This is a genomic window from Colwellia sp. BRX8-9 (genome assembly GCF_014077245.1).
In the GTDB taxonomy this organism is placed as follows: domain Bacteria; phylum Pseudomonadota; class Gammaproteobacteria; order Enterobacterales; family Alteromonadaceae; genus Colwellia_A.
The window spans coordinates 56,895-76,430 of sequence record NZ_JACGVN010000019.1 but is presented as its reverse complement, the minus strand read 5'-3'; the positions used below and the strand labels follow the sequence as shown (position 1 = coordinate 76,430).

General features: G+C 36.8%; 15 protein-coding genes. All 15 read left to right on the top strand.

All coding sequences use genetic code 11. The features are described 5' to 3' along the window. Positions 1 to 5: 5 nt before the first annotated feature. The 15 genes from H4J70_RS15330 to wecA all read left to right on the top strand — a co-directional run bounded on the left by H4J70_RS15330 (position 6) and on the right by wecA (position 19,482). Entirely contained in the window at positions 6 to 1,196 is a 1,191-nt protein-coding gene (locus H4J70_RS15330) for a hypothetical protein (RefSeq protein ID WP_182251393.1), read from the top strand. Continuing rightward, positions 1,193 to 2,296 (top strand): glycosyltransferase, encoded by a 1,104-nt coding sequence (locus tag H4J70_RS15325; protein ID WP_182251392.1) that lies wholly within the window; start codon positions 1,193 to 1,195, stop codon positions 2,294 to 2,296. Before H4J70_RS15330 ends, H4J70_RS15325 begins: the two co-directional genes overlap by 4 nt. Then, the gene (locus H4J70_RS15320) at positions 2,283 to 3,518 is read left to right on the top strand and encodes an O-antigen ligase (protein WP_182251391.1); all 1,236 of its coding nucleotides are present in this window, start codon (positions 2,283 to 2,285) and stop codon (positions 3,516 to 3,518) included. Before H4J70_RS15325 ends, H4J70_RS15320 begins: the two co-directional genes overlap by 14 nt. Beyond that, positions 3,515 to 5,656, top strand: a complete 2,142-nt coding sequence (locus H4J70_RS15315; protein ID WP_182251390.1) for a bi-domain-containing oxidoreductase — start codon at positions 3,515 to 3,517, stop codon at positions 5,654 to 5,656. The genes H4J70_RS15320 and H4J70_RS15315 overlap by 4 nt, the downstream gene beginning before the upstream one ends. Continuing rightward, complete coding sequence (locus H4J70_RS15310) at positions 5,653 to 7,467, top strand: heparinase II/III-family protein (protein WP_182251389.1); 1,815 nt, start codon at positions 5,653 to 5,655, stop codon at positions 7,465 to 7,467. The genes H4J70_RS15315 and H4J70_RS15310 overlap by 4 nt, the downstream gene beginning before the upstream one ends. A 2-nt stretch (positions 7,468 to 7,469) precedes the next feature. Further along, positions 7,470 to 8,687 (top strand): glycosyltransferase family 4 protein, encoded by a 1,218-nt coding sequence (locus H4J70_RS15305; RefSeq protein WP_182251388.1) that lies wholly within the window; start codon positions 7,470 to 7,472, stop codon positions 8,685 to 8,687. Then, a complete protein-coding gene (locus H4J70_RS15300; protein ID WP_182251387.1) occupies positions 8,684 to 9,277 on the top strand; it encodes a sugar transferase in 594 nt (197 codons plus the stop codon). The genes H4J70_RS15305 and H4J70_RS15300 overlap by 4 nt, the downstream gene beginning before the upstream one ends. Further along, on the top strand, positions 9,274 to 9,909 hold the full coding sequence (locus H4J70_RS15295; RefSeq protein ID WP_182251386.1) for an acetyltransferase: 636 nt from the start codon (positions 9,274 to 9,276) through the stop codon (positions 9,907 to 9,909). The genes H4J70_RS15300 and H4J70_RS15295 overlap by 4 nt, the downstream gene beginning before the upstream one ends. Then, a complete protein-coding gene (locus H4J70_RS15290; protein WP_182251385.1) occupies positions 9,906 to 10,751 on the top strand; it encodes a 3-hydroxyacyl-CoA dehydrogenase family protein in 846 nt (281 codons plus the stop codon). The genes H4J70_RS15295 and H4J70_RS15290 overlap by 4 nt, the downstream gene beginning before the upstream one ends. Positions 10,752 to 10,753: 2 nt before the next feature. Continuing rightward, complete coding sequence (locus H4J70_RS15285) at positions 10,754 to 11,158, top strand: DegT/DnrJ/EryC1/StrS family aminotransferase (RefSeq protein WP_404842496.1); 405 nt, start codon at positions 10,754 to 10,756, stop codon at positions 11,156 to 11,158. Further along, complete coding sequence (locus H4J70_RS15280; protein ID WP_182251384.1) at positions 11,127 to 12,305, top strand: DegT/DnrJ/EryC1/StrS aminotransferase family protein; 1,179 nt, start codon at positions 11,127 to 11,129, stop codon at positions 12,303 to 12,305. The genes H4J70_RS15285 and H4J70_RS15280 overlap by 32 nt, the downstream gene beginning before the upstream one ends. A 382-nt stretch (positions 12,306 to 12,687) precedes the next feature. After that, positions 12,688 to 14,628 carry a nucleoside-diphosphate sugar epimerase/dehydratase gene (locus H4J70_RS15275; RefSeq protein WP_182251383.1) on the top strand — a complete coding sequence of 647 codons (1,941 nt, stop codon included), beginning with the start codon at positions 12,688 to 12,690 and terminating at the stop codon, positions 14,626 to 14,628. A gap of 237 nt (positions 14,629 to 14,865) precedes the next feature. Continuing rightward, the gene (locus H4J70_RS15270) at positions 14,866 to 16,983 is read left to right on the top strand and encodes a YjbH domain-containing protein (RefSeq protein WP_182251382.1); all 2,118 of its coding nucleotides are present in this window, start codon (positions 14,866 to 14,868) and stop codon (positions 16,981 to 16,983) included. A 391-nt stretch (positions 16,984 to 17,374) separates the two neighbouring features. Then, a complete protein-coding gene (locus H4J70_RS15265; protein WP_182251381.1) occupies positions 17,375 to 18,430 on the top strand; it encodes a Wzz/FepE/Etk N-terminal domain-containing protein in 1,056 nt (351 codons plus the stop codon). A 14-nt stretch (positions 18,431 to 18,444) separates the two neighbouring features. Then, positions 18,445 to 19,482 carry a UDP-N-acetylglucosamine--undecaprenyl-phosphate N-acetylglucosaminephosphotransferase gene (wecA, locus tag H4J70_RS15260; RefSeq protein WP_259368063.1) on the top strand — a complete coding sequence of 346 codons (1,038 nt, stop codon included), beginning with the start codon at positions 18,445 to 18,447 and terminating at the stop codon, positions 19,480 to 19,482. Positions 19,483 to 19,536 lie beyond the last annotated feature (54 nt).

The following is a 19,536-nucleotide window of genomic DNA, read 5'->3' as shown; positions in this document are numbered from 1 at the left end:
ATAAAATGATACAAGATATCATTTCTTTATCTTTTGCTACAATGTTGGCTAAAATTTCACCTATATTGATCGGCTTATTATTAGCGATGGATGGGGGTGAGAATAACTATCAATTATATGTTTCATTTTTAATGTTATCTAATCTTATTATTAGCATATCAGCTATGGGGTGTTCTCCTCAAATTATTTCTCTTGAAAAAAACTCGGATTCTAATGCTAAATTTATTAATTTTGTTCTTATAGGCGCTATTGGTGTCCTTCTATCATTATTTATAATTTATCAGATTTCTGTTTTTTACAATTTTTTGGGCGGAATTTTTTTAAATATTTCTATTTGGAGTATATTTCTATATTCTTTGGGATCATGTTTAATATACTTGGCTGCTACGAGGTTTAACAATTTAATGCAAGTCAAATGGTCCGCTTACACTTGGGCTTCATTCTGCTTCTGTAATTTTACGTGCTTTGCCGGTTGGTTGCTATTATCTAAGGAGATTAGTGTATTATTTAATTGGGTTGCAGTTTTAACTTTTTTCTGTGGTAGCACGTCGATTGTTGCAGCTGTTAGAGTTGAGAATATTCCAAAAGTTAAAGAGTGCTTTTTAAGTAAAGATTATTACTTTACAACGCTTAAAAATGCTTTTTATTTGTCTGTCTTTGGCTTTTCAACCGTTGGAATGTTTTTGTATCTTCAACGTTTGTTAGTTGTAAACGATGAAAATGGTAGTGTGTACTTCTCTTTCTTATATCAGGTATTTACTATTGCTACCTTTTTACCGTTAATACTTGGTAATATTGTTATTCCAAGAATTGTGATGGAAGGTTCTATAGGTAAAAAAGTGTATGTTGTATACTGCTTGTCGGCAGGCTTAATTATGACTGTTTTTCTGTTATTACATTCAAACATTGTCCAATTATACGGTATAGATAGCGAAGCAGTGACTAACTATAATACTATTATTTTTTCAGTAGTTGCAGTAGTTGCGTGTGTTAATTCTTATTCAATTCAAATGGTAGTTGCAAGAAAAAAGTTTCATTTACTTGTGATTTATTCAATATTCTGGACAGGGCTTATTCTTGGCTATATTCATACAAATCCCTTAATTTTAAAGAGTGTTCTTGAAGCAATGGTAATATCCTATTCAATTTGCAGTTTCATATTATTTATTTTAGTCTTAAAGCGCAGGTATTTATGAAAAAAATTTATTGGTTTGCAAACCCATATAGTCCGCACGTTCGCCACTGGTTTGAAGCTTTAGAGCATAGTGAGGACTTAGAGATTGAACTCATACACATTTATCATAAAAGAAAGGTGTGTGAAATAAATGGCTCTAGATTCAAGGTGTCGACACCGTTACCTCACTTTTGTAGGCATCTTCCCGAGTTATTACAATACTTTTTGTTAGGAATTTTTTTTCGCTTTAGTAATAAAAAAAATTATTTAGTGCATGCGCATAACACTAGTGGATATGGGTTTAGTGCTTTATTGTCAGGATCGAAATATGGCATAACAACATATGGTTCTGAAATATATCAAAGTAAGACTCGTGGTTTTTTATATAACAAGTTAATCAGTAGAGTGTTATTAAAGTCACTCTTTATAACCTCCGCATCAACACTTATGACTAATAGTTTAAAAACTTTATTTTCAATTGATGAATCTAAAATTTTTAAATTTTCTTTTGGTGTTTCATCTGCGTTTTCATATAGTGATTCCATAAGATCTGAACAAAGAAAAAAACTAGGGTTACTTCCAGTAGATAAATTATTTGTAATCAATAGGCGTGCAGCCCCTATATATCAAACAGATGTAGTGGTATCAGAATTTTTGGAGTGCTATAGGGGGAAGTGCAATTATAAGTTATTCATATTATCAGGCGACTCTGAAGTTGACTATTTGAATAAAATAAAAAAATTAACAACAGGAGAAGATCAGGTTACTTACATGGAAGGATTTATGGATCAAGTCCATTTATCTAGCTTACTATGTGCTTCTGATTTTTTTATATCAACGCCAATATCTGATCAATTAAGTAGTTCAATTCTTGAGGGGATGGTTTGTAAGTCGATCCCAATACTTACTAATCTATCAGCGTATAATCCAATATCAACTTCGGCAATTTTAATAAATACAACTAATTTCAGGTATGATCTTAACCAAACATTTCACAAAATTAAAGAGCAAAGCAAAGAGGAATACTCTCTATTGCTAAATATTGGTGCATCTGTAATTGATGATTATAGAGTTATGAATGTTGAAGGAAAATATAAGGATCTGATTAGTGAATTTGAATGATCGAGCTTTTATATGGTCTAGTTTTCTATGGGGGCTTTTACTATTCATTCCAATTTCAATACGACTAGGGGAACTGAGTGGAAAGCCTTTGGATTTTGTTTTTTCAGATTTTTTCCCTCTAATTTTTATTGTGCTATGTGGAGTTTATAGGAGTAAGTGTTTTTCAATTTATTCTATCTATTTACCATTAATAGCAATAAGTTATTACTTAGGTATTGCATTGATTGCAGCGATTACTGATGGTGGGAGCCTTTCAAATATGGCCTCCGCAGTGAGATTTTCGAAACAGTTCCTTCTTATCCCATGTGGAGCAATATTTTTTCATATATATGGATGGGCTGGTTTACGTTATTTTAGCTATAGTATTTTGTTTATACTATTGTCATTGACGCTCAGTGATGTTTTTTTGGGATCTTTCCCTCGAGGCTGTGGCTATGAAGGGCGTTGGGGCGGGTGTCTAATATTAAATGAAGTTTATGGTTTTCCTAACTCATCTGCTTCATATGTCGTATTGTTAAGCCTTACTTTGATAGTATTTTATAAATTAGGCGAATTAAGTAAGCTCTTACTTCTCGTTGGTCTTCTAAGCTCTTTTATTCTAGCGTTACTTAGCTTATCTAGGGCATCCTGGGTTTTCTTTGCTCTAGGAGTGTTTTTCTTCTTGTTATTTAATGCAAGTTATTACAAAAAAATACTGATATCTATTGTCACAATCATAATTCTTATAGGATTATCTTTCACAGATATTTTTACACTTTTTGAGGCTCAGATATTCAGAGGTGTTGTTAATAAAATGAGCTATTATGCTGAAGGACATGAAATAACATCAGGGAGAGTTGGTATTTGGTCTGAGACATTAACCCTGATATTTCAAAAACCAATCTTCGGATATGGGTTTGATTACTTCTCAAGCTATGTTTCAGGCTACGATACACCACATCAACAATATTTAGAGCTTTTATTCAAAAGCGGTATGTTCGGTGCTCTAATATATATATTTTGTATCTACCTTTTATTTTATACCATAAAAAAAATAAGCATTGCTTATAACTACCATATTCATTGGTTAATACTTTGGGTTGTGATATTCCCATTACTAATAAATGCTTTATTTCAGCCCATTTTTAGCTACTCGTTAGTAGGAAATGCATTCATGTTTATTTTAGGGGTTTTATTGGAAGCTCATCAAAAAACACCAACTTACATTAGAGACGTTAAATGAAACAAATATTACAAGACATGGCTAAAGGTGGCTCGACTATTGTTGAAGCTCCAGCCCCCCAGGCAACAAAAAACACTTTAGTTATTAATACTAATACTACATTGATTTCAGCTGGGACAGAAAGAATGCTGGTCGATTTTGGTAAAGCAAATTTAATCGATAAAGCGCGTGCTCAACCTGACAAAGTAAAGATGGTGCTTGAAAAAATGCAAACCGATGGTGTTATGACCACTATTGATGCTGTGAAGTCAAAACTTGCACAACCATTACCCCTTGGTTATTGCAATGTTGGTAGCATTAATAGTGTTGGTAAAGGTGCTGAAAATTTTAAAGTTGGCGATCGCGTTGTCTCTAACGGTCCTCATGCCGATGTTGTCCGTGTAGCTAAAAACTTAGTCGCTAAAATCCCTGACAATGTCAGTGACGAAGAAGCATCATTTACCGTTGTTGCAAGTATTGGTTTACAAGGTATTCGTTTAGCTAAACCGACCATGGGTGAGTGCTTTGTAGTTACAGGTGTTGGCCTTATAGGGTTGTTAACTGTTCAAATGCTTAGAGCGCAAGGTTGTCGTGTACTAGCGATTGACTTTGACCAATCAAAGCTTGATTTAGCTAAGCAGTTTGGTGCTGATACTTGTAATCCTGGTAAGGGTGAAGATCCTGTTGCTGTTGGTATGGCTTTTAGCCGTGGTGTTGGTGTTGATGGTGTTATTATTACCGCTTCAACTAAGTCTAACGATCCTGTTACACAAGCTGCCCGTATGAGCCGTAAACGTGGCCGTATTATTTTAGTTGGTGTTATTGGGCTTGAGCTTAGCCGTGCAGACTTTTATGAAAAAGAGCTATCCTTTCAAGTTTCATGTTCTTATGGCCCAGGCCGTTATGATGCAAGTTATGAAGAGCAAGGCAATGATTACCCATTGGCTTTTGTTCGATGGACTGAGCAGCGAAACTTTGAGGCGATACTTGATATGATGTCAGGTGGACAGATTGATGTTAAGCCATTAATTACTCATCGTTTTAAGTTTGAAAATGCTAGTGATGCTTACGACTTATTAACCACAGATAAAAGTGCGTTAGGTATATTGTTACAGTTTGAATCTAATGTAATAAGTCGCCATGAAAAAACTATAAAACTCAATGCAGTACAAAGCTATAAAGCGAATGAACCTGTAGTTGGCTTTATTGGTGCAGGGAATTATGCCTCACGCATGTTAATCCCTGCTTTTAAAAAGGCTGGCGCTCAGTTTCATAGTATTTCTACGTCTGGTGGTATTAATGGTGTAATTCATGGTGAAAAGGCTGGCTTTGCTGAGGCAACAACAGATACACAAAACATGATTGAAAACTCTGCTATTAATACTATTGCCATAGTAACTCGTCATAATAGTCATGCTTACTTTGTTCAAGAAGCGCTAAAAGCAGGTAAAAATGTTTTTGTAGAAAAACCATTAGCCATTACTACTGAAGAGTTGAATGACGTAAAATCTGCTTATGAACAAGCTATTAAAGCAGATAAAGCGCCTAAATTAATGGTTGGTTTTAATCGACGATTCTCACCGCAAGTACAAAAAATGAAAGCGTTATTGGCTCCAATTAAAGAGCCTAAAACGTTTATCATGACCATGAATGCAGGAAATATTCCTTCTGATCATTGGACACAGGATAGTAGTGTTGGTGGTGGTCGTATTATTGGTGAAGCATGCCACTTTATTGACCTGATGCGTTATTTGGCAGGCAGTGAAATTGTGTCTGTGCAAGCGCGTAGAATGGGCGATACTAATGCTGTTGAAGTTACCGAAGATAAAGCGGCAATAATTCTTGGTTTTGCTGATGGCTCATTTGGCACAATCCATTATTTAGCTAATGGTGCGGCAAGCTTCCCTAAAGAAAGAGTAGAAGTATTTGCTGCCGGTGGCACATTACAATTAGATAATTTTATTAAGCTAAAAGGCTTTGGTTGGAAAGGTTTTAAAAAGCTTAACTTATGGAAACAAGATAAAGGCCAAACTGCATGTTCTGCTGCGTTTATCGATTCTGTAAGACAGGGTACTGAAGCGCCAATTCCTGCTAATGAGTTATTTGAAGTGGCTCAGGTAACAATTGATATTGCAGAGCAGTTACGCTTACAAAAATGATTCTAATTAAAGCTAAAACAGCACTCGCATTAGGTTTATTAAACTTAATACGAGTATTTGTATACCAACTCGGTATTAAAACAGGGATCAATAAAGTAAAAACAATTACAAGTGAGGTTGATACAGGTGATTTTTTTGATGCTTATGTTGACCCTACTGTAAGTTATCCCTGTAATCAGCAATGGACTGATCAACATACTTATTTTGGTCATAGTCATTGCGATCTTTCAATCCCCAATTGGCATCAAAGCTGTTTGAATTCAGCATTAGCACCTAGCGATAAACCTTGGTATTTAATTGGTGATTTTAATGATCAATTAGGTGATATTAAAGGCGTGTGGGAAGCTTCACGTTTTGACTGGCTCATTGGTTTTGCACAACAAGCTAAATGTGGTGATGAAATAGCACAAGCTAAGTTGAATACTTGGCTTATTGATTGGGTAAGTAACAACCCCCCCTACAAAGGTGTTAACTGGAAGTGCGGACAAGAAGCATCAATAAGAGTGATGCACTTAGCATTAGCCGCCTTTTTGTTAAAGCAGACCCACAATACAAGTCAAGCTTTGCTTAGTTTAGTTAAAGCGCACTTAAAGCGTATATCACCCACTATACTATATGCGATTGCGCAAGATAATAATCACGGCACTTCTGAAGCGGCAGCATTATATATTGGTGGATCTTGGTTATCACTTAATGGTGATGCTGATGGTGAAAAGTGGCAAAAACAAGGTTTGAAGTGGTTAGAGAATCGAGCACATAGTTTAATTGAAAATGATGGCAGCTTTAGTCAGTATTCAGTTACTTACCATAGAGTGATGTTAGATACTTACAGTTTGGCCGAGGTGTGGCGAAAAAATCATAACCTAGCTGAGTTTTCTTCGCGTTTATATCTAAAGTTAAAAGCCGCAACCGATTGGTTATTTTATTTTACGGATAGTAAAAGTGGTGATGCGCCTAATTTAGGTGCTAATGATGGTGCACGCCTCATTCCGTTAACTGCTACAGGCTATCGTGATTTTCGTCTATGCGTACAACTGGCAAGTGCGTTGTTCTTAGATAAGTCGGCTTACAAAGGTGATGGTGATTTTAATATTCCCCTCAAGTGGCTAAATATTGAAAAGCCTTATGAGTACATAACGGCTAAAGAGTCTAAAGATTTTGATAATGGCGGTTATGCATTTTTAATTAATGACAATGCCCAGCTTTATCTTAATTATCCTAAATTCAAGTTTAGACCAAGTCAGTGCGATGCTTTACATATTGATTTTTGGATAGGTGGGGGAAATATTTTTCGAGATGGCGGCACCTTTAGTTATAACGCAGGGCAAAAATATATAGATTATTATGGTGGTGTAAAAAGTCATAATACGGTTGAGTTTGATGGGCATGACCAAATGCCTCGTTTAAGTCGTTTTTTATTAGGTAATTGGTTAAAAACCTCCGTTAAAAAAGCATTGACTGTTGAAGGTGATAAGCAAACGTTTACTGCTGGTTATAGAGATCAGTTTGGCTGTGAACATACTCGTACTATTAATTTGAAGCCAAATGTATTTACAGTTAGAGATACGCTTAGTGGTTTTAATGATAAAGCCATCATTAGACTTAGGCTCACTCCTGCTAATTGGCAATTAATAGATAATAGCCTTACTAGTGAGCTCTGCACTATTCGCTTTTCTGCAGATATAGTTATAAAACGTATTGAGTTAGTTACAGGCTTTGAATCACGTTATTATTATCAAGAATCTGAAATACCTGTACTCGAACTTGAAATTCACGAGCCAGGAATAATTACCACGGAAATAAATTTTTAATTATGGATATTTTATATTTTCACCAACATTTTTCAACACCTAGCGGATCCATTGGTATACGCTCCTATGAAATGGCGCAACGTTTATTAAAGCATGGCCATAACGTTACCATGGTATGTGGGAGTTACGGCGGTGGGGAAACAGGTTTATCAACTGAGTTTGTAAAAGGACGACGCAAGGGCAAAGTAGACGGTATAGATATTATTGAGTTTGATTTGGCTTATTCTAATGCAGATGGCTTTGTTAAGCGCGCAGGTGTTTTTTTAACATTTGCATTAAAGAGTATAGGTATCGCACTTACTCATAAATATGATGTGGTTTTTTCAACCACCACGCCTTTAACTGCTGGTATTCCCGGAATTTTTGCACGTTGGCTTAGAGGTAAGCCTTTTGTCTTTGAGGTCCGAGATTTATGGCCGGAATTACCAAAACAAATGGGAGTTATTAAAAATCCATTGGTGCTAGCTGCTATGTCTGCTTTAGAGTGGTGCTCGTATCGTTCAGCTCATCGTTGTATTGGACTATCTCCTGGGATTGTTGAAGGAATTAAAAAACGAGGAGTAAACCCCAGTAAAATTGAAATTGTACCCAATGGCTGTGATTTAAGTATATTTGCGGAAAATGTCACACCTTGGCGTGTTGATGGCATTGCCGATACTGATTTAATGGCAGTTTTTACTGGTACTCATGGTATGGCTAATGGCTTAGATAACGCTTTAAATGCAGCACAAGAGCTTAAAAAACGTGGTCGTGAAGATATAAAACTGGTTTTTGTTGGACAAGGTAAACTAAAAGAAACGTTACAAAAAAGAGCTGAACTTGAGAAGTTAAATAATGTTATTTTTCATGCACCAGTAAATAAAAGTAAGTTAGCCGAATTAATGAAAGGGGCAGACTTAGGTTTACAGTTATTGGCCAATATTCCTGCTTTTTATTATGGAACATCGCCAAATAAGTTTTTTGACTATATTTCAGCAGGTTTGCCTGTATTGAATAATTACCCAGGTTGGTTAGCGGGTATGATTAAGGATAATAACTGCGGTTACGCAATTGAACCTGATAACGCGGGTGCATTTGCGGATGCGTTAGAAAATGCGGCAGACAATAAAGAATTACTTCCTGAAATGGGTAAAAGGGCTCAAGCCCTAGCCAAGCGAGATTTTGATCGTCATAACTTAGCTGATAAATGGGTAACTTGGGTAACCGGAGTAGTAAAATGAAACGTCTCTTTGATTTACTAGTAGCTCTTAGTGCTTTAATTATTCTTTTGCCTGTAATTATTATTACAGCGATATTAGTTCGCATTAAATTAGGCTCGCCGATTTTATTTACTCAAGAGCGTCCGGGATTAAATGGCAAGTCATTCAAAATGATGAAATTTCGAAGCATGTTAGATGCAACGGATAAGTGTGGTAATCAATTACCGGATGAGCAGAGAATGACGTCATTTGGTAGTTTCTTACGCTCCGCTAGTTTAGATGAGTTACCTGGTTTATTTAATGTAATCAAAGGAGATATGAGCTTAGTAGGTCCTAGGCCATTACTCGTTCAATACCTTCCTTTGTATAGTGATGAACAAGCACGCCGTCATAATGTTCGCCCAGGTATTACTGGTTGGGCACAAGTTAATGGGAGAAATGCTATTAGTTGGGAAGAAAAATTTTTATTTGATGTCTGGTATGTCGATAATCAAAGTTTTTGGTTAGATATAAATATTTTATTTTTAACAATTAAAAAAGTTTTAATTAAAGATGGTATATCGGCTGATGGTGAAGCTACTATGTCTATATTTAAAGGAAGTAAAAAATGAAAGATATAATTATTATTGGTGGCGGTGGTTTCGCTAAAGAGGTTATTTGGTTAGCCAACGACTGTAACCGAAAGGTTCGTGGAGTTTTGGATGACAATACAGAAACCCATGGAATAACCATTCAAGGTGCAGAAGTATTAGGTAATATTAATACTTGGTTAGAATATCCTGATTGTGAATTTATTATTGCTATTGGATCGCCAAGAACTCGCTCTAAAGTGTGTAGTAATATGTTTAAGTTAGGCACTCCTTCATTTACTACTCTAATACACCCAAGCGTAAAATACTCAAATACTGTGAACTTTGGAGAAGGGGTTATTGTATGTGCAGGAACTATTATTACAGTAGATGTCGCCCTAGGTAATCATAATATTCTGAATCTGAATGTTACTGTAGGGCATGAGTGTAATTTTGAGGCTTTTGTGACAGTTGCTCCAATGGCTGTAATCTCTGGGAATGTAACATTATCTCAATGTGTTGAAATTGGAACGGGTGCAGTGATCAGGCAAGGGATCACGATAGATCAAGGTGCTATGTTAGGCATGGGAGGCATTTTAACTAAAAATGTTCCAGCGTTAATGATTTTCGCAGGTAACCCGGCCAAGAAACTTAAGGAATTACCAGAGTTATGATTGTATCTATTATTGGTTCAGGAACTATGGGTAAAGGGATTGCTCAAGTATTAATTCAGAGTGAAGATATTACTAAGTTAAATATCATAGCAAGAACAATTGAGAAAGCAGAATCTGTCAAGGCAGCCTGTTTAAAGCATCTAACTAGAATGGTAAGAAAAGGACAAGTTTCAGAATATTGCGCGTCTGAGCTTATAGAAAAGCTCAGTATTGGATATTCGCTAGAGGAGATTAAATCATCAGACCTAGTGATTGAGGCTGTGGCCGAAGATTTCGACATAAAATTAGAACTTTATAACAAGCTCGCCCCTTTCGTCACAGAAGATATGATCATAGCTTCAAATACGTCCTCTCTATCGATTACAGCTTTCGCTAACCTTTTTCCTAATCCTAAAAATGTGGTAGGTCTGCACTTCTTTAATCCAGCACCAGTAATGGAGCTAGTGGAAATTGTTTGTGGGCATGTTAGTTGTGATTTAATCATCGATAAGCTGAAAGCATTTACTAAAAGCTTGGGTAAATCACCCGTTGTGGTCAATGAAGCACCTGGTTTTGTTGTAAACAGAATGCTTATACCTATGATAAACGAAGCGGTAAGTATACTTGCAGAAGGGGTTGCTACAGCAGAAGATATAGATAAGGCAATGAAGTTTGGTGCTCATCACCCTATGGGCCCGTTAGCGCTTGCCGATCTTATCGGTAATGATGTTAATCTTTCTATAATGGAAACTCTTTATAGAGAAACGGGTGATCCCAAGTATAGAGCTCATCCACTGCTAAGAAAAATGGTGCGAGCAAATCATCTAGGGAGAAAAACTAAAAAAGGATTTTTTGAGTACTAATTATGATTAATACCCCATTTTCCCCTTGGCCTAGCTTCACTCAAGAAGAAGCTGATGCCGTACAAAACGTTTTATTATCAAATAAAGTCAATTATTGGACAGGTACTGAAGGTCGCGAATTTGAAAAAGAATTTGCAGCCTTTGCAGATAGTAGCTATGACGTTGCCTTAGGTAATGGCACCTTAGCGCTAGATATTGCTTTAAAAGCAATGAATGTTGGTGCAGGCGATGAGGTTATTACCACACCACGTACTTTTTTAGCTTCTGCTTCTAGTATTGTTACTGCAGGTGCAAAACCTGTATTTGCTGATGTTGATTTAAATAGCCAAAATATTACAGCCGAAAGTATTGAAGCAGTAAAGAAAAAGGATTCACATGTTAAACACAAAATTCTCCCCATGGCCTAGTTTCACACAAGAAGAAGCTGATGCTGTACAAAACGTTTTATTATCTAACAAGGTCAATTATTGGACTGGTCAAGAAGGCCGTGAATTTGAAAAAGAATTCGCAGCTTTTACAGATAGTAAATATGCCGTAGCTTTGGGTAATGGCACTTTGGCTCTAGATATTGCTTTAAAGGCTATGAATATAGGTACTGGCGATGAAGTAATTACCACGCCGCGTACTTTTTTAGCTTCTGCATCAAGCATTGTAACGGCGGGCGCAAAACCTGTATTTGCTGATGTTGATTTGAATAGTCAAAATATCACTGCTAAAAGTATTGAAGCCGTTTTAACGGATAAAACCAAAGCCGTTATTGTTGTGCATTTAGCAGGTATGCCTGCTGAAATGGATGAGATTATGGCGTTAAGTGTCAAGCATAGCTTTTATGTGATTGAAGATTGCGCGCAAGCCCATGGTGCAAAATATAAAGGCCGTAGTGTCGGCTCTATTGGTCATGTAGGCGCTTGGTCTTTCTGCCAAGATAAAATTATGTCTACCGGTGGTGAAGGTGGCATGGTTACCACTAATGATGAGTCATTATGGAAAACCATGTGGAGTTATAAAGACCATGGTAAATCCTGGGATGCTATTTATAACAAGGAACATCCACCAGGTTTTAGGTGGTTACATGAAAGTTTTGGCACCAATTGGCGTATGACAGAAATGCAAGCTGCTATTGGGCGTATTCAATTAACTCGCATGACGTCTTGGACTCAATCTCGCCAAGCTTATGCCAAACAACTAGATGAAGCGGCAAGTGCTTTTGATTTGGTGCGCTTAGTTGAAGTACCCGAATACAGTGAACATGCCGAATATAAGCACTATATGTTTATTAAGCCTGATCTTTTAGCTAATGGTTGGGATCGTGATCGCATTGTTAATGAAATTGCTGCTGAAGGCGTTCCTTGTTTTCAGGGAAGTTGTGCTGAAGTTTACTTAGAAAAGGCTTTTGATAATACTGGTTTTAGGCCTGAAAAGCGTTTGTCTAATGCTGTTGAATTAGGTGAAACCAGTTTGATGTTTGTAGTTCACCCGACATTGACTCAAGATGAAATTGAGAAGACTGTTAGTGTTATTAAGCAGGTGTTTGGTTTGGCTAGTAAGGGTTAGTGACGCTTAAAAGTGGAGGACTCAAAAAAATGCAGCACCGGCTATATCTACTAAGTAATATTAGTCGGAATTAATAACAGTTAAAAAACCGGATTCCCGATCAGATACTTCGGGAATGTCGGCTGCAGAGTATCGTGCTGTTAGATCTGGATTCAGGATAATGACTACGGTATTATCTAATAAATAACTTCCACGTTACGTCGGTTTAAGAGACAATAAGTTATTTTGTGGGTGTTGTCTTAATTGATAGCTGGAATAACTAAAGCAAAGGAAGTGGATCTTCGACCAGATACTTATTTTCAGTTAATTTCCGGTTTTTTAGTTTACACTAAGTCATTCTGTAAAAAGAAAATGTATTTTAATTTATAAAAGGAATTAGTTAGTGACTTTGATTCAATCAGTTTTGAAATTACCACGCACCTATAAGCGCGCCATTTCACTGTTAATAGATTCAGTATTTTTATTTTTAGCCTTTTGGTTCGCATTGTTCATGCGTCTTGAAAGCTTCTCACCTCTATTTAAGCAAGATTACTGGCTAGTTTTTTTCTGTGTGTTGCCGCTTAGTTTACTCGTTTTTGTAAAACTAGGTCTATATCGTGCTGTTCTACGTTATATGAATATGCAAGCTATTTGGGCTATTGGGCTAGGCAGTGTTTTTTCTGCGGTATTAATCATTGGTTTTTCTTTCTTATTTACAGCTGGCATACCTCGTACTGTTCCTTTTATTTTCATGAGTTTATGCTTGATATTGATTGGTGGTTCAAGAGTTGGCGTAAGGGCGGTCATTAGCCACCCACGCTGGCATAAAAAAAACTCAGTCTTAATTTATGGTGCGGGCTCTGCAGGACGTCAGTTGTCAACCGCTTTATCACAGGGGCCTGAATATCATGCGGTTGCTTTTGTTGATGATGATGTTGCATTACAAAGAACTGTTATTCAAGGTATCCATGTTTATGCCCCCGAGGCAATACCAAGCTTAGTCAAAAGTAAAAAGATAGAAAAAATATTATTAGCTATGCCCAGCGCTTCAAGGTCACGTCGCAAAGAAGTGTTGAGTAAAATTGATTCACTGGGTATTCAGGTATTAACTATTCCTGGCATGGCTGATGTTGTTGACGGTAAGGCTAACCTTGAAGAGTTTAAAGATGTTGGTGTTGAAGATTTATTAGGCCGTGACCCAGTAGAGCCTAAGCCTGAGTTAATGAATGCTAATATCGAGGGTAAAATTGTTATGGTTACTGGCGCCGGTGGTTCTATTGGCTCTGAATTATGTCGTCAAATTATACGGCTAAAGCCAGCTAAACTGGTTTTATTTGAGTCGTCTGAATTTGGTTTGTATACCATTGATAAAGAGCTTAATGAATATAAATTAACACACGGTTTAATCGTAGAAGTATTGCCTATTATGGGCTCAGTGCAACGCGTTAATCGCATTGAAACTGTGATGAAAAGCTTTGCCGTACAAACTGTTTACCATGCTGCGGCATACAAGCATGTACCATTGGTTGAGCATAATGTTGTTGAAGGTGTTAGAAATAATGTTTTTGGTACTTATCATGCAGCGCGTGCTGCCATAAATGCCAATGTTGAGACTTTTGTATTAATTTCTACCGATAAAGCCGTTCGACCCACCAATATAATGGGTACCACTAAACGTGTGGCTGAATTGGTTCTACAGGCGTTGTCTAAAACACAAGATAAAACGCGTTTTTGTATGGTTCGCTTTGGTAATGTTTTAGGTTCGTCTGGATCTGTGGTTCCTTTGTTTAGAAAGCAAATTAAGGGCGGTGGCCCGGTAACATTAACGCATCCAGACATTACTCGTTATTTTATGACGATACCTGAAGCCTCTCAACTTGTTATTCAAGCGGGTGCTATGGGCACAGGTGGAGATGTATTTGTACTTGATATGGGCGAGCCAGTAAAAATTTATGACCTAGCCTGTAAAATTATTCACTTGAGTGGTTTTTCGGTTAAATCTGATAACAAGCCTAACGGTGACATTGTAATTAAATGTACAGGGTTAAGGCCCGGTGAGAAGCTTTATGAAGAACTTCTTATAGGTGATAACGTTTCAGGGACTATTCATGAGCGTATTATGAGTGCACAAGAAGCCATGCTTGATTGGCATGAGCTAGAACCCTTGCTAAAAAAACTCGATAAAGCCTGTCATGCATTTGACCATGAGTTAATTCGTGAGATATTGCTCAAGGCCCCAACAGGCTTTAACCCCACCGATGGAATATGTGATTTAGTGTGGCTACAAAAAGAAAAAGGGTCGTTGAAAACAGCTGAAATTATCGCGTTGAAAAAAGTCACTTAATACGCCAATACTTTAAAGCTAATGGCTTGCTGATTAAGTGGTCATTAAAATGTGGATGTTTTTCGTTACTATGATTTAAAAGCCATTCGGGGTTGAATGCTCAGAATGGTTTTTTCTAATTATAGCACCAAAAGCCTATGATTTTCGTTGAGCTAAGTTACACAGCACCTGGCGCTATTTTGCTCTACGACCTCTTATTATCAATAGTTAGAATTAATTTTGTTAGGATTTATTAAAATGAAGCACCGTATTTTGTTTGTATTGGTTTTACTGCCTTGTTTTCTTACTGCCGCTGAACCTGAAGCAGGTATGTCTTTTCAAGGGTATAGCGGACTAATAAATACCCCTACAGCAACATTGTTTGATGAAGGTACGCTTTACCTAAAATACAGTAACCAAGTTGAAACAAGGGATGGTTATCGAAACGGAGATAATTATAACTTTGGTGTCGGTTTATGGAAGTATGTTGAAGTTTCAGGCCGGTTAGCTGATTACCAAGCCCCCAATGGTGGCAGTAGCCCGACAGATCTATCAGCCAACATTAAAATAGGTATCCCTTTTATCCCAAAAGACTGGTTTAGTTTAGCGGTAGGTATTCAAGATCTGGGTGGCGCAGCTAACTATTTTGATGCTAAGTATGCTGTGGCGACAAAAAACATTCTAGAAGACGTTAATATTTCACTGGGTATCGGACAAAGCGATTCAAATCAAGGGCGCCTTGATGGTGTTTTTGCTGGTGTTGAATGGCAGCCTTATCAATGGGTAAAGCTCTCAGCAGAATATGATGCAGCCGATACTCAATTAGGTATGCATTTATCTTCACCTAAACAGTGGCTGAGCAGCGGTATTCAATTAACGACTGAACTACTTATCTCTAGTAGTAACGAAGCATTAAAAGATGATGTTTATTATGGTATAGGGTTAACTATTCCGCTTGATTACGACGCAGGTACTCATTCATCGCAGCCAAAAAGTAACCCGATAAACCATGGTAAAGGTGATGGTGAATTAGAACGAACGGCTGAATACGTAGCATTATCTATAAATGATGTTGAGTTAGATGATGCTTATCGTTCAGGTGCACTTGAACGATTACGGTTAAGAAAATTACTGGTTAAAGAAGGTTTTGAATCAATCAGGGTTGCTGAAGCTGATGTAAATACGGTCTATGTAGAACTTGAAGATCACATTTATAACCGTAACAAAATAGATGGGCTTGGCGTTATTCTAGGGATTGTCAGCAAAAATATAAATCATAATTACTCGCACTTTACTTTAGTGCTGAAAGAGCGAGAAATTTCAACATTAGTCGTAAAAGGTAGTATAGCTGAATATGATGCCTTCTTAAGAGATAATAAGCCTTTAAAAATTGATATATCAACCGATACTTTTGCCACTGAGCGGTTGACCTCGGATGATGCTGATAATAGCAATAATTTTTGGCTCAAACCACGCTTTACCTTTTGGCCCGGTATAGCCTCTAGAGTGGGTACAGAGCTTGGCGCCTTTGATGCGTCTGTAGCCTTAATTAGCCACGTTGAATTACCATTATGGCCTGGTGCTGTTTTAACCGCTGCTCATGTTGCACAGTTTGCTGAAACCAAGAACTTTGAAGATGGTCAATATTTCGCTGATGATAAGCAAACAACTGGACTAAAAGAATATAGCTTTCATCAGACCTTTTCATTACCGTACTCGGTAAAAAACATGACTTTTTTTGGTCGCTATCGTGATACTTATAACTATGTAGCGAACGAAGCTCGTTGGCAAAGTGTTGGTGGTGCTCATAAATTAAACCTGTTCACGGCAAGATATGAAAACCAATTAGTACCAACGGGCAGGGCTTACGCGGGGTGTAATATTTTAGCTTTGCGTTGTAGGTCGCCAAAAAAACCTGAACCAAGAGAGGTGCTTATTGGTACGTATAAATATTATAACGCTCATCTTAATGCGACTGCTGAACTACAGGTAGGTAAGTACTGGCAACGCGATAAAGGTTTAATCTTTAAAGTAGAGAGAATGTTTGGTGATGTGTCGTTAAATTTAACCTATAAAAATACAAAAATTGATGGTGAAGAAGCTAATCAATTTATTGGTCTTGGCTTTTCAATACCGTTAACACCACGTAAAGATTACAATAATAAATACTTTCAAGTAAGGGGCAAGCCTAAGTGGAATTATTCAGTAAGTACGCTCGTTGGTAAAAGCCATAATAGACTAACACCAGGTACTGGCGATAACACTAAGCAGTTTTATAACCTTGATAGTGCCTTTTATAATCATGACCGTTTAGGCAGTGAATATATTTATGAAAATTCGAATCGCTTAAAAGAGGCGTATTATCAAGCGCGTTAACATGTTTACCATTATTAATAAAACCCAGTGACAATTTGAGTTGATGGGAGTGAGATAAATTTGTAAATATAGATAAAAAACGGCTATGTAGCCGTTTTTTTTGGCTATTGATAATTTAAATTAACATTACTCTTTTTCAAGCTTGTTCTGAATACCTTATATAATTTATTAAACTTAAGCGTATAGCTAACAACATCTGCTGTTAGTATTTGATCTCCCGTATGTTATCTCATCACTTGATTTCGGAGATAACCATGAGAATTACACCTAGCCAATAACAATAGCAAACCATCATTGAAGATTAGCAAAACAGTGGCTTAACAACATTTAATACAGTATAATCCGCAAGCTTTAATAGGGAAGTGTCCTATTGTTATTCAAATAGTTAAGTATGGAAAACCTGCAAGTGCCAAATCAGAATCAATCGAGTAATAATAGTACTCAGCAATCCACTACACCGTTTTCTCCAGAAGTACTTTTGCTTTCTCAGCAACTTGCCGAAAAGAATAACTCAGACGATGAAATTGACTTAGCAGAATTATGGCGAGCTATATGGTCAGGAAAATATATTATCATCGTTATTTCATTTATATTTGCAGTTTCATCTGTAGCCTTTGCCTTGTCAAAACCGGATGTTTATAAAGCATCAATTTTATTAGCTCCAGCCTCATCAGATTCTGCCGGTGGAATGGGCGCACTTGCTGGACAATTTGGTGGTTTAGCCAGTCTTGCGGGAATTAGCTTAGGTGGCGGTGGAACTGATAAAACGGCTTTAGCTCTTGAAATTATAAAGTCACGCGCATTCCTTGAAACCTTTATTATTAAACATGAATTGTTAGTGCCATTAATGGCAAGTGAAAATTGGGATAGAGCAACAGACTCTCTCGTTATTGATAAAGAACTTTATGATAGTAAAAATAAAAAATGGTTAAGAGAAGCTTCATACCCGAAAAAGTCTGAACCGTCTTCTTGGGAAGCCTATCAAGAATTTTTAAAATTACTTTCTATTACACAAGATAAAGCAACGTCGCTAGTAACAATAGATGTTGGCTTCTATTCACCTGAAGTGGCAAAACAATGGCTAATTTTGTTAGTTAATGACGTTAATGACTTTATGCGTGAAAAAGATGAAAAAGAAACTCAATCTTCTATTGATTATTTAACGAAACAACTTGAGAAAACAGAAGTTAGTGCTATGGAAACTGTTTTTTATCAATTGATTGAAGAGCAAACAAAAAATATGATGCTAACTAAGGTTTCAGCAGAATATGTTTTAAAAACGATTGACCCCGCCCAAGTACCAGAAAAAAAGTCTGGCCCTAAGCGTGCATTAATAGTAGTACTAGGTACAATGCTGGGTGGTATATTGTCGGTACTTATCGTATTAATCAGACACTTTACTAAGAATAATAAATCGACTAAACCAAAGGACGAAAATTTAGCGTAAGCTAATGTGAAATTATGATGGAAGTATTTATCTCTGCACTTACCGCTTTTTGCTTTGCCTTTATCGCAATTAAGTTCTTTAAACCTGTAGCAATAGAAGTTGGCTTAGTTGACAAACCAAGCGAACGAAAATTGCATGCCGGACATATTCCGCTTATTGGCGGAATTTCAATCTTTATAGCGGTACTTATGGCTAGTCTTTTATGGCTTCCTAATACTCTAGAACTTCGTATGTACCTAATTGCCTCAGCAATGATGGTTTTCATTGGTGCGGTAGACGACAAGTTTGACTTGAAAGTACGTATTAGAATTATTGGGCAGCTTATTGTCGCTAGTCTAATGATTTATGGTGTTGGTGGTTATATTTCAAACTTAGGTAACTTGTTTGGTTTAGGTGATGTAACACTAGGTCCTGTAGGTATTATATTTACTTATGTCGGTATTATTGTTGTTATCAATGCTTTTAATATGGTTGACGGTATTGACGGGTTAATTGGCAGTTTAAGCATTAATACTTTTACGTCTATTGCTATATTATTTATTATGAGTGGTCAAAACGATTACGTGAGTTACCCGTTAATACTTGCTACGGCGACTATCCCCTATTTAATTTTTAATTTAGGTTTAGCGTCCAAAGCCAAAAAAATATTCATGGGTGACGCAGGCAGTATGTTCATTGGCTTGAGTGTTATTTGGTTGCTTACTATGGGGACTCAAAATGAAAACGCCTCATTTAGGCCTGTAACCGCGCTGTGGATTTGCGCCGTACCATTAATGGATATGCTAGCAATAGTGGTACGACGTTATAAAAATGGTAAATCACCATTTAAACCAGACAGAGACCACCTTCATCATATACTTCAACGAGTAGGTTACAGTTCACGACAAACCTTGGTTATTATTTCTACATTCGCAGTAGCAATGTCAGTAATTGGTTTGGTGGGTGAAAATTTTGCTATACAAGATGTGATTATGCTAACAGGTTTTATATTTATCTTTGCTTGTTATGTACTAGTAATTCGTAAAATGACAAAATCAGAAAAAATTAAATAGGCAAACCTATTAGCATGAATAAATAGAGGCGCTCGTGAAGGCTATTGTCTCTTT

What these genes read in the sequence shown, in the direction of transcription:
- H4J70_RS15295 (WP_182251386.1), top strand. Translation starts at nt 9,274, where the DNA reads ATGAAAGATATAATTATTATTGGTGGCGGTGGTTTCGCTAAAGAGGTT.
- wecA (WP_259368063.1), top strand. Translation starts at nt 18,445, where the DNA reads ATGATGGAAGTATTTATCTCTGCACTTACCGCTTTTTGCTTTGCCTTT.
- H4J70_RS15330 (WP_182251393.1), top strand. Translation starts at nt 6, where the DNA reads ATGATACAAGATATCATTTCTTTATCTTTTGCTACAATGTTGGCTAAA.
- H4J70_RS15310 (WP_182251389.1), top strand. Translation starts at nt 5,653, where the DNA reads ATGATTCTAATTAAAGCTAAAACAGCACTCGCATTAGGTTTATTAAAC.
- H4J70_RS15325 (WP_182251392.1), top strand. Translation starts at nt 1,193, where the DNA reads ATGAAAAAAATTTATTGGTTTGCAAACCCATATAGTCCGCACGTTCGC.
- H4J70_RS15290 (WP_182251385.1), top strand. Translation starts at nt 9,906, where the DNA reads ATGATTGTATCTATTATTGGTTCAGGAACTATGGGTAAAGGGATTGCT.
- H4J70_RS15300 (WP_182251387.1), top strand. Translation starts at nt 8,684, where the DNA reads ATGAAACGTCTCTTTGATTTACTAGTAGCTCTTAGTGCTTTAATTATT.
- H4J70_RS15265 (WP_182251381.1), top strand. Translation starts at nt 17,375, where the DNA reads ATGGAAAACCTGCAAGTGCCAAATCAGAATCAATCGAGTAATAATAGT.
- H4J70_RS15315 (WP_182251390.1), top strand. Translation starts at nt 3,515, where the DNA reads ATGAAACAAATATTACAAGACATGGCTAAAGGTGGCTCGACTATTGTT.
- H4J70_RS15305 (WP_182251388.1), top strand. Translation starts at nt 7,470, where the DNA reads ATGGATATTTTATATTTTCACCAACATTTTTCAACACCTAGCGGATCC.
- H4J70_RS15285 (WP_404842496.1), top strand. Translation starts at nt 10,754, where the DNA reads ATGATTAATACCCCATTTTCCCCTTGGCCTAGCTTCACTCAAGAAGAA.
- H4J70_RS15280 (WP_182251384.1), top strand. Translation starts at nt 11,127, where the DNA reads ATGTTAAACACAAAATTCTCCCCATGGCCTAGTTTCACACAAGAAGAA.
- H4J70_RS15270 (WP_182251382.1), top strand. Translation starts at nt 14,866, where the DNA reads ATGAAGCACCGTATTTTGTTTGTATTGGTTTTACTGCCTTGTTTTCTT.